7 protein-coding genes are annotated in these 11,307 nt (G+C 72.3%); all 7 read left to right on the top strand.

The annotated features are described in order from the left end of the window. Window positions 1-457: 457 nt before the first annotated feature. The 7 genes from ABT063_RS08595 to ABT063_RS08565 all read left to right on the top strand — a co-directional run bounded on the left by ABT063_RS08595 (window position 458) and on the right by ABT063_RS08565 (window position 11,304). Window positions 458-1,882, top strand: a complete 1,425-nt coding sequence (locus tag ABT063_RS08595) for a GlnX family signal transduction membrane protein (protein ID WP_351056466.1) — start codon at window positions 458-460, stop codon at window positions 1,880-1,882. Window positions 1,883-1,908: 26 nt separating this feature from the next. After that, entirely contained in the window at window positions 1,909-2,955 is a 1,047-nt protein-coding gene (locus tag ABT063_RS08590) for a glutamate ABC transporter substrate-binding protein (RefSeq protein ID WP_351056451.1), read from the top strand. Between the two features lie 112 nt (window positions 2,956-3,067). Further along, complete coding sequence (locus ABT063_RS08585) at window positions 3,068-4,399, top strand: hypothetical protein (RefSeq protein ID WP_351056450.1); 1,332 nt, start codon at window positions 3,068-3,070, stop codon at window positions 4,397-4,399. 25 nt (window positions 4,400-4,424) lie between these two features. Next, on the top strand, window positions 4,425-6,941 hold the full coding sequence (locus tag ABT063_RS08580; protein WP_351056449.1) for a serine/threonine-protein kinase: 2,517 nt from the start codon (window positions 4,425-4,427) through the stop codon (window positions 6,939-6,941). After that, a complete protein-coding gene (locus ABT063_RS08575; protein WP_351056448.1) occupies window positions 6,942-8,309 on the top strand; it encodes a PP2C family protein-serine/threonine phosphatase in 1,368 nt (455 codons plus the stop codon). It abuts the gene before it with no gap. Window positions 8,310-8,463: 154 nt separating this feature from the next. Next, entirely contained in the window at window positions 8,464-9,810 is a 1,347-nt protein-coding gene (locus tag ABT063_RS08570; protein ID WP_351056447.1) for a vWA domain-containing protein, read from the top strand. 105 nt (window positions 9,811-9,915) lie between these two features. Continuing rightward, window positions 9,916-11,304 carry an FHA domain-containing protein gene (locus ABT063_RS08565; RefSeq protein WP_351056446.1) on the top strand — a complete coding sequence of 463 codons (1,389 nt, stop codon included), beginning with the start codon at window positions 9,916-9,918 and terminating at the stop codon, window positions 11,302-11,304. Window positions 11,305-11,307: the final 3 nt, after the last annotated feature.

The following is an 11,307-nucleotide window of genomic DNA, read 5'->3' as shown; positions in this document are numbered from 1 at the left end:
CGGGGGGTGTCCGCCCGCAGCGGTTGGCGCGTCAACACGGGCACGTCGGTAAGTGGCCAATTCCGCGCCGTTCCGAGGACGGACACCCCCCGACGCGGCCCCGACCCACCACCCAACACAGGGCGCTACGCACACCCCCACCCCACCCGAGCAGGCCGCCGCAGGCATCCCCCGCCCCAGCACCCCCACAAGCCCCCACGAGCCCCCACGAGCCCCCACGAGCCCCCACAAGGGAACCGAACCGATTCCGACGGCGTATTCATGGGCAAGGGGTGGTGCGGGACGCCGCCGAGCCGCCGGCAGGCGTTCCGCTGCGATCCGATCAAGATCCAGCCAAGGCCGGTGCGAATGTCAGTACCGGCAGCGATACTTGCGGCGACGGATGACCATGGGGGAGGTCACGGTGACACACCCGAAGAGCAGCGCGGCACCACCACCGGGATCCGGCATGCCCACCATGCCGGCCGTCCCTCCGCAACCCGGCCCGCCCGTCCAGGCCAGCCCGCCCGCTCCCCCCACCGTCCCCGCGCCGCAGGCACCCGCACCCACACCCGCCCCCACACCCCCACGCCGCACCGCCTTCGCCGAGGGCGTAGACCGCCTGCGCACCGCCGCCACCACCGAACCCGGCCGGCTTCGCGTCATCGGCGCGTTCCTCGCCCTCCTGGTCGTCGCCTTCGGCGCCGTCACCGCCTGGCAGACGACCGACCGCTCGACCGCCGCCGACGACGTGCTGAACAACAGCCAGCCGCTCAGCTCCGCCGCGGCCGACATCTACCGCGCGCTGGCCGACGCCAACACCGCCGCCTCCAGCGGCTTCCTGGCCGGCGGCCAGGAGACGGCCGCCTCCCGCGACCGGTACGAGAAGGACATCGACACCGCCGCCGAGGGCCTGGTCCAGGCCGCCGCCAACTCCGACCCCGACTCTCCGTCGGCGCAGACCGTGGCCAGGCTCAACCGGCTGCTGCCGGAGTACAAGGGCCTGGTGGAGCGCGCCCGGACGTACAACCGCCTGGGCTTCCCGGTCGGCGGCGCCTACCTGCGGTACGCCAACGAGAAGATGCAGGAGCAGATGCTCCCGGCGGCCGAGGACCTGTACAAGAAGGAGAACGAGCGCCTGCGCGCCGACTACGCCGCCGCCACGCCCTACCCGTGGGCGGCGATCGCCCTCGGCGTCCTCGCGCTGGCCGCGCTCGCCTGGGCCCAGCACCGCAACTACCGCCGCACCAACCGTGTCCTGAACCACGGCCTGGTCGCCGCCACGGCCACTGCCACGGTGGTGCTGCTCTGGCTGGTCGTCGGCCACAGCGTCGCGCGCGCGAACCTGAACGACTCCTACGACCACGGCGTCCGCTCGCTGAAGGTGCTGCACGACGCCCGCATCGCCTCCCTGAAGGCGCGCGGCAACGAGAACCTGACGCTGGTGGCCCGCGGCGCCGAGACGGTCAAGGTGGGCGAGAACACCGTCGACGCCTACGACCACGACTTCCAGACGAACATGAACCTCCTCGGCAAGGGCCTGACCGAGGCGGAGAAGCTCGCCGACGACACCACCGGCGAGCAGCCGGTCACCGCGGCCGTGGGCAACATGACGGAGTGGAAGAAGCGTCACACCGACGCCCGCGCAGAGGACGAGAAGGGCAACTACGAAGCGGCGCTGGACAAGGTGATCGGCGCCAAGGGCGCGACCGGCGAGTGCTTCGACAGTGTCGACGCGAATCTCGTCAAGGCGCTCGACCATGAGGAGACCGAGTTCAAGCAGGCAGCCGGTGACGGCCTGGACGCGTTGTCCGGGCTGCCGGTGGGCACCGCCGCTCTCGCGGTCCTGGGCGCGGCCGGCGCGGTGCTGGGCATCGGCCGCAGGCTGTCGGAATACCGGTGAAGGGCCCGGTGAAAGGGGGCGTGACGATGCGGGGACGACGTTTGCGGGCCGCCCTGAGGGGCTGGGGCGGTGTGGGTGCGATGGCGGTCGTGTGCGCCCTGGCGGTGGTCTTCGCGCTGCTGCTGCCGCTGATCCGGTCGGAAACCGACGGCAGCGGCACGGCCACCGGCGGCGGAGGCTTCACCCACGGCAGCCAGGCACGGGCCGAGGTGGAGTGCGAGGCCCCGGAGAAGCAGACCCTGTCCCCGTCGGACACGGACGGCGCCACGATCGACGCGATCAAGAGCCGCCAGGGCGAGAAGCGCAAGCTGATCGTCGGCGTCGACCAGAACAGCTACCGCTGGGGCTACCGCGACCCGAACAGCGGCGCCGGCGCCGATCTGGAGGGCTTCGACATCGACCTGGTCCACCGGATCGCCGAGGACATACTCGGCGACCCGGACGCGGTCCAGTTCAAGGCCATCCCCACCGACCAGCGCATCCCGGCGATCCAGGGCGGCCGCGTCGACATGGTCGTCCGGACGATGACGATCAACTGTGAACGCCTGGGCGAAGTGGCGTTCTCGGCGCCCTACTTCAAGACCGGCCAGCAGCTCCTAGCCCCCAAGTCCTCGACGATCACCGGGTACGACGACTCGCTCGCGGACCAGAGGATCTGTACGGCCAAGGGCTCCACTGCGAACACGAAGCTGGCCGGCGACAAGAAGGCGGGCGAGCTCGTCTCCTCCGCCGACATCCATACGACGGTACCCAACCAACTCGACTGCCTGGTAAGGCTGCAGCTCGGCGAGGTCGACGCCGTGGTCACCGACGGCGCGCTCGCCGCGAGCCAGGCCGCGCAGGACCCGACGGTCGAACTGAAGGGCTCCCCCTTCACCACCGAGTACTACGGCGTGGCGATGAAGAAGGACGCCGACGATCTGGTACGCCGGGTCAACCAGATCCTGGTGGAGTACCGCCAGGACACCGCCGGGGGCTGGCAGGCGTCGTACGACAGGTGGCTGTCGGCGACACTGGGCAAGGACTCCTCGACGGCGGAACCGCCGCCACCGCAGTACCTGCGCAAGAGCTGACGGAACAGCAACGAATATCAACAACGCACCGCATATACACAACGCACCGAGGACAGAGAACCCGACGGAACACAGAGAACCCGACGGAACACAACGCAGCGAGAGGTGATCGATGGGCGTCACGGACCCCGCCGGGCCGGTGATGGACCGGGACGAGGTGGACCGTGCGCTGGCGCGGCTCGGCGCGGAGCACGAGGCGATCGAGACCTCGCTCCTCGCCCTGCAGGACCACGCGGGCCGCAGACTCCTCGAAGGCGCCGAGCTCACGGGCACGACCAAGGAGCGCTGGCAGGCCACGGAGGCGTCGATCACCTTGCTGTGGGCGTACTTCGACGCGTACACCGACGCGTTGCGCTCGGCCCGGGAGATCCGCGCCCGCCGCCGCTGGTCCAGCCGTGACGACCTGGTGGAGCTGACCGAGCTGCTGCGCGGCGAGTCCGTCACGGTCGCGGGCTCCGCCACGGCGACCGCCAACGCACCGACGCCGCACGGCGGTTCGAGCAAACTGAGCGAACAGTTCTCCCTGGTCACGCTGGTGGACCGGATGAACGAGCTGTACGCGACCTCGCTGGACATGGTGGTCGCCGCCGACGCCGTATGGTCGGCGCTGCCCGCCCGCATCGACTTACTGGCCGCGGAGCTCCAGCGCACCCGCAGGCTCGCGCACTCCGTCGGCGTGCGCCCCGGCGAACACCCGGCGGGCGACGACCTGGAGCGCATCACGCGCACCCTGACGTCCCTGCGCGAGCAGGTGGTCTCCGACCCGCTCGCGTACTGGAAGCCCGCCGAGGGCAGCACGGCGCCGGGCGGGGGCCGGCCGGACACCACGGTGTACGACCGTGAGGCGCGCGCCCTGGAGGACGTGCGCCGGGAGATCGACGCCGTACTGACCGTCCGGCAGGACGCGGAGGCGCGGCTGGTCAAGCTGCGGGACGTGCTCTCCCGCGCGGACCGCACGCTCGCCGAGGCGCGCACCGCTCGCGGTGAGGTCCTGGCGAAGATCGCCGCCACGGAGGTGCCGGTGGTCAGCGGCCCGCCGACCGTGCTGCAGGAGCAGCTGGCGACGGCCGCCGAGTACCGCAGACACGCCCAGTGGCACCGCCTGTCCCCGCTCCTGGAGTCGCTGGAGCAGAAGGCGGAGGACGAACTGCTGCGCGCCCGGGAGTCGTTGACCGCGGTCACCGCGCCCTTGGCGGTCCGCGCGGAGCTGCGCGGCCGCCTCGACGCGTACAAGGCGAAGGTCGCCCGGCACGGCCTCGCGGAGGACCCGCTGCTGGTGGAGCGGTACGACGCGGCGCGGCGGATGCTGTGGAGCGCGCCCTGCGATCTGCGCGTCGCCGAACAGGCCGTGCTGCGCTACCAGCAGGCGGCCGCCGAACTGCTCGGCACTCCGCGTGTGCCCGGGCAGGGCGGGCCTCAGGACCGTAGGGGGCCCGGAGCGTGAGCGACAGAGGGGGTACTGCGTCGTCATGAGTCAGCCACCACAGACCTGCCAGCGGCCCGACTGCGACGGGTCGTACGAGGACGTGGGCGGCGGCGAGCTGTACTGCGACACGTGCGGTCTCGCCCCGGTGGTCTCGACGACCGGCATGGTCGGCTCGCCGCCCACCGGGATCACCGGCGGCGGCAAGGGCTCCCGGGGTTCGTCGGGGAGCGGGAGTTCCCGCTCCAGCAGCCGCAGTTCGCGTACGTCGTCGCAGTCGTCGAAGTCGCGGCGCTCGGTGTCGGGACGGCTCTCGCGCGCGGTGTCGGGCAAGTCCACGGGCCGCTCGGTGTCGGTGCGCAGCTCCGGTTCCGGCGCCGGGTCCTCCGCGCGCGGGCGGCTGGGCGCGGGCCTGGTCGACGTGCCGGGCGTGCCGCGGCCCGACCCGCGCGCGATGGTCCTGGACAAGGCCGAGGTGCCCGAGCGGAAGCGGTTCTGCTCGCGCTCCGACTGCGGGGCGCCGGTCGGGCGGGCGCGCGGGGAGCGGCCGGGGCGCACGGAGGGCTTCTGCACGAAGTGCGGCCACCCGTACTCCTTCGTCCCGAAGCTGAAGACCGGCGACGTCGTGCACGGCCAGTACGAGGTCGTGGGGTGTCTGGCGCACGGCGGCCTCGGCTGGATCTACCTCGCCGTGGACCGCGCGGTCTCCGACCGCTGGGTGGTCCTCAAGGGCCTCCTGGACACCGGCGACCAGGACGCGATGGCGGCGGCGATCTCCGAGCGGCGCTTCCTCGCGGAGATCGAGCACGCCAACATCGTGCGGATCTACAACTTCGTCGAGCACCTCGACCAGCGCACCGGCTCGCTGGACGGGTACATCGTCATGGAGTACGTCGGCGGCAAGTCCCTGAAGGAGATCGCGAACGCACGCCGTACACCGGAGGGCAGGCGCGATCCGCTGCCGGTGGAGCAGGCGTGCGCGTACGGCATCGAGGCTCTGGAGGCGCTCGGCCATCTGCACAGCCGCAACCTGCTGTACTGCGACTTCAAGGTCGACAACGCCATCCAGACCGAGGACCAGCTCAAGCTGATCGACATGGGCGCGGTGCGCAGGATGGACGACGAGGAGTCGGCCATCTACGGCACGGTCGGCTACCAGGCGCCGGAGGTCGCCGAGGTCGGCCCGTCGGTGGCGAGCGACCTGTACACCGTCGGCCGCACGCTCGCCGTGCTGACCTTCGACTTCCAGGGCTACACGAACGTCTTCGTGGACTCCCTGCCCGACCCGGACAACATCGAGGTCTTCCGGCAGTACGAGTCCTTCTACCGGTTGCTGGTGCGCGCCACCGACCCGGATCCGGCCCGCCGGTTCGCCTCCGCGCAGGAGATGGCGGAGCAGCTGACGGGCGTCCTGCGGGAGGTCGTCTCCCTCCAGACGGGCCGGGCCCGGCCGGCCCTGTCGACGCTGTTCGGCCCCGAAGTCAAAGTCACCGACACGGAGTTGTTCCCCAAGCTGGACGGGGAGGTGTCCCGGTTGGGCGCGCGGGTCGTGGCTGCGCGGGGACGGACCTCCGAGCCTGCCGAGCGGCCCGCGATCACCGTCGGAGGTACGGCGAACCTGGTCAAGCCGGTCAACGCCTCCGGCGCCGCCCTCGCGCTGCCCGTCCCGCATGTCGACCCCGGCGATCCCAACGCCGGTTTCCTGGCCGGCCTGATGACCACCGCGCCGGCCGAGTTGCTCGGCGCCCTCGCGGCGGCGCCGGCCCGGTCGACCGAGACGCGGCTGCGGCAGATCCGCGCCTGGCTGGAGAACGGCGACACGCGCACCGCCCACGAGGCGCTGCTCCGGCTGGAGGAGGAACGCCCCGACGACTGGCGGGTCGTCTGGTACCGGGGCGTGGCCGCGCTGGTGACCGGCGACAACGAGGACGCCGCGCTCGCCTTCGACGCGATCTACGACGCCTTCCCCGGCGAGATCGCCCCCAAGCTCGCCCTCAGCCTGTGCGCGGAGGTGCTCGGGCAGCTGGACAACGCCGCCGAGTACTACTGCCTGGTGTGGTCGACCGACCCGAGCCATGTGAGCGCCGCCTTCGGCCTGGCCCGCGTCCAGCTGGCCACCGGCGACCGGCGGGGCGCCGTACGGACGCTGGAGTCGGTCCCGGAGTCCTCCATCCACTACACGGCCGCGCGCGTGGCGGCCGTACGGGCGCGGCTGCGGCAACGCACGGCGGCCGCATCCGACGTACCCTTCCTGGACGATCTGACCGCGGCCGCCGGTCAGGTCGAGGCCCTGGAGGCGTACGGTCTGGATCCGGCCCGGCGTGAGCAGTTGTCGGCGGAAGTCCTCGGCTGTGCGCTGGACTGGATACTCTCCGGTGGCCAGGGTTCCGTCCCGCCCTCCGCCGGAGGGCGGGTGCTGCTCGGCAGCGGCCTGGACGAGCGGGGCCTGCGCTTCGGCCTGGAGCGCTCGTACCGCACGCTGGCCCGGCTCGCCCGGGGCGGCGAGGAGAGGATCGACCTGGTGGAACGTGCCAACCGTTACCGCCCCCGGACATGGGTGTAGTTGATGTCGCAGATGCCCCAGCAGACCGCCCTGTCGAGGTGTCCGAGCTGCGAGGAGCCGCTCGAGTCGGGTGACCGTTTCTGCGGTGCGTGCGGATACGACCTGTCCGCCGTACCCGCACGACCGGCGGACCACCCGACCGTCGCCCTGAACGGCACGACCCCGCCGGAGGGCACCCCCGGCATGGCCTGGCCCGTCGCCCCCGGGACCGGTGGCTTCGGCCACCCGGCAGGGATGCATCTGCCAACAGACCTTCAGGGCACGGACTCGGGCGGCCGCGAGCTGCCGCCGGCGCCCGAGACGCCCCCGTTCACGGGCTCGTCGGTGTCCCCGGCCGCGAGCGTACGGTTCGACCACCCGCCGGAGCCCGACGAGTACCTGCTGCAGGCGCCCGACCCCCGCGTGGCCGACACCGCCTTTTCCGATGTCCCGACCCCGGCGGCTGCCGAGGGCACCAAGGTGTGCGTGGCGTGCCGGGCGGGCCGGGTCGACAGCGACGGCTACTGCGAGAACTGCGGACACGCCCAGCCGCGCGAACGCGACCACATGGAGCAGGACGCCGGCCCGGTCGCCGCCGTCAGCGACCGGGGCCTGCGCCACCACCGCAACGAGGACGCGTTCGCCCTCGGCTGTGCGGCACTGCCCGACGGCTCGTCCGCTGTCCTGGCGATCGTCTGCGACGGCGTGTCCTCCGCGACCCGCCCGGACGACGCCTCGCTGGCCGCGTCCCGGGCGGCGAGCGAGGCGCTGCTGGCGGCCCTGCCGCTCGGCACGCATCCGCAGCAGGCGATGCACGACGCGATCGTCGCCGCCTCCCGCGCGGTCAACTCCCTGGCCGCCGAGCCCGCCACGGCCCTGGAACAGCTCCCCCACCAGAACGCCCCCGCCTGCACCCTCGTCGGCGCGGTGGTGACCTCCGGTCTGCTCGTCGTCGGCTGGGTCGGCGACAGCCGCGCCTACTGGGTCCCGGTGGACCGCAGCGCTCCCCCGGCCCGGCTCACCGAGGACGACTCGTGGGCCGCGCAGATGGTCGCCGCGGGCCTGATGAACGAGGCGGAGGCGTACGCCGACGAGCGCGCCCACGCGATCACCGGCTGGCTCGGCGCGGACGCCTATGAACTGGAGCCGCACACCGCTTCCTTCAAGCCGGACCGGCCGGGTGTGGTGGTGGTGTGCACCGACGGCCTGTGGAACTACGCGGAGGCGGCCGGGGAGATGGCAGAGGTCGTGCCGCTGGATGCCGCCGTACGCCCCCTGCACAGCGCCCGCGTCCTGGTCGGCCACGCCCTCGACGGCGGGGGCCACGACAACGTAACAGTGGCCGTCCTGCCGTTCCCGGCCCCGCCGCAAGGGGCAGGATCGGTCTAGGGCATACATCGCATACGGCTGCGTACGGCCGCACATCGGCTGCAGACGGCCGCGTACAGCCTCGAACGGGGAAGTCGGGCGGACCGGAGGGGACCGGTCCGCCCACAGGCATCGCCTCGCCTCGGCGGGGTCTTCGAGGGGGATTTGAGTAGGCATGGCCAATTTCGCCAAGTCGAACGTGCCGCAGTTCTCGGTGGACGTGTACCAGAACGAGTACCTGCCAGAGGGCGGGCGCGAGGTCAACGCGATCGTCACGGTGACCGCCACCGGCGGCGGCACGATCGGCAGCGCGGTCGCGGCGCCCCACCTCTACTCGCCGGGGCAGGGCCCGTCCGCCGCCGTGGCGATCATGGTCGACTGCTCGGGGTCGATGGACTACCCGCCGACCAAGATGCGCAACGCCCGCGACGCGACCGCCGCCGCCATCGACACCCTGCGCGACGGCGTGCACTTCGCGGTGGTCGGCGGCACGCACCTCGCCAAAGAGGTCTATCCGGGCGGCGGCCGCCTCGCCGTCGCCGACGCCACCACCCGCGACCAGGCCAAGCAGGCCCTGCGCAAGCTCAGCGCGGGCGGCGGTACGGCCATCGGCACCTGGCTGAAGCTGGCCGACCGTCTGCTGTCCTCGGCGGACGTCGCCATCCGGCACGGGATCCTGCTCACCGACGGCCGCAACGAACACGAGTCGGCCGAGGACCTGAAGGCCTCCTTGGACGCCTGCGCCGGGCGCTTCACCTGTGACGCGCGTGGCGTGGGCACCGACTGGGAAGTGAAAGAAGTCACAGGGATCGCCTCCGCGCTGCTCGGCACCGCCGACATCGTCGCCGATCCGGCGGGCCTGTCCGCCGACTTCACGCAGATGATGGAGACGGCCATGGGCAAGGAGGTCGCGGACGTCACCCTCAGGCTGTGGACGCCGGTGGGCACGACTGTGAAATTCGTCAAGCAGGTGGCGCCCACCGTCGAGGAGTTGACCGACCGCCGCACCGAAGCCGGCCCGCGCGCCGGGGACTACCCCACCGGCTCCTGGGGAGACGAGTCCCGTGACTACCACGTGTGCGTCGAGGTCCCGGCCGCGAACATCGGCCAGGAGATGCTGGCGGCCCGCGTCTCCCTGGTCGTCCCGCGGTCCGACGGCACCGCCCAACCCCTGGGCGCCCAGGGTCTCGTACGGGCCGTGTGGACCGACGACATGGTCGCGTCCACGTCGATCAACCCTCAAGTCGCCCACTACACCGGGCAGGCCGAACTGGCCCAAGCCATCCAGCAAGGTCTCGATCTTCGCAAAGCCGGAGATATGGACGGAGCAACGGCCAAACTGGGCCGGGCCGTTCAGCTCGCGAGCGCCTCGGGAAACGCGGATACTGCGAAACTGCTTGCGAAGGTGGTGGACGTGGTCGATGCCGCGACAGGTACTGTGCGACTGAAGGCGAAGGTCGAGGAGGCCGACGAGATGACTCTCGAGACGCGGTCGACCAAGACTGTTCGTGTAAAGAAGTAGACGTAGCAGGACCCTAGAAAAACCCAGGAAAACAGCGAGCCTGACCCCTCGGGGTTGGAGAAATCCGGTCGAACCGGCCGGAAAAGGAGAGGGGGAAGCGCCGACATGCCGACCTGCCCGAACGGACACCAGTCGGGTTCCGACGACTGGTGCGAGGTGTGCGGTCACCGCATGGCCGGAACCGTGCCTCCGCCCCCTCCGCCGCCGCCTCCTGGCGGGGGTTATGGCTTCCCGCCGCCCGGTGGTCCCGGCGGTCCCGGTCCCGGCGGCCCTGGTGGTCAGCCCGGTGGCCGTCCGCCGCACATGAACCCCGAGCCCGAGCTCTGCCCGCAGTGCCGTACGCCCCGTGAGGGCGGCGCGCCGTTCTGCGAGGAGTGCCGGTGGAACTTCCTGACCAACACGGCCACGTCCTACACGCCGGCCGCGCCGCCCGCGCCGGGGCCCGGCCCCAGCCCGGCCGTGCGCTTCCAGCAGCAGCCCGGGCCGTCGTACGGCGGCGGTGACTCGTACGAGTACCAGAGCTCCCGCCCCTCGCAGGTGAACCGGCCCGCCGAGCCGATCCCGCCGGGCCCGCACTTCGGCGGCCAGCAGGGGCCCGGCGGTCCGGGTGGCCCCGGCCCCGGCCCTGGTGGTCCCGGCCACGGTCAGGGTGGTCCGGGTGGGCCCGGGCCCTTCGGTGGCGATCCGTCGCGGCCGGTTCCGCCGCCGCCCGGCCCCGGAGGGCCTGGTGGTCCCGGAGGGCATGGTGGTCCCGGAGGGCATGGTGGTCCCGGAGGGCATGGTGGTCCCGGAGGGCATGGAGGTCCGCCCCAGGCTCCTCAGGCGTTCCAGCAGCCCGGTCCGGGCGGCCCGTCGGGTCCGGGGGCCCCTCCCTGGGCCCCGCAGGAGCCCAACCGGCCACAGCAGGGCGGTCCGTCCTTCGGCGGCGGTGGCGACGACTGGGTGATCTCCCCGCCGGGCCCGAACGGCCCCGGCCCGAACGGTCCCGGCGGCCCGGGCGGTCCCGGACAGGGCGGTGGCTACGGCTACCCGCAGCCCGGCCCGACGCAGGCCCCGCCCGCGCCCGGCCCCGGCTACCCGCAGCAGCCGTCGACCTGGACGGCGACCATCGGCCCGGACCGCGACTACTTCATGGCGATGATGCAGCGCTCCGGCCCCGAGGCCGCGGGACTCAACCTGCCCGCGTACTCGCCCGAGCAGCAGCGCACCCTCAGCGGCAACCAGGTCACCATCGGCCGCCGCCGCCACTCCACCGGCGACACCCCCGACATCGACCTGTCGGTGCCGCCGGAGGACCCGGGCGTCTCGCATCAGCACGCGGTACTGGTGCAGCAGCCGGACGGCTCCTGGGCGGTCGTCGACCAGAACTCCACGAACGGCACGACCGTCAACGGCGGGGAGGAGCCGATCCAGCCCTTCGTGCCGGTGCCGTTGCAGGACGGCGACCGGGTGCACGTCGGCGCCTGGACGACGATCACCATTCGCAGGGGCTGACCC

Origin of the sequence: Streptomyces sp. NPDC002838 (assembly GCF_040295365.1) — a bacterium.
Taxonomy (GTDB): domain Bacteria; phylum Actinomycetota; class Actinomycetes; order Streptomycetales; family Streptomycetaceae; genus Streptomyces.
Note: the sequence above shows the minus strand (reverse complement) of the source record. Positions and strands in the feature narration are given on the sequence as shown.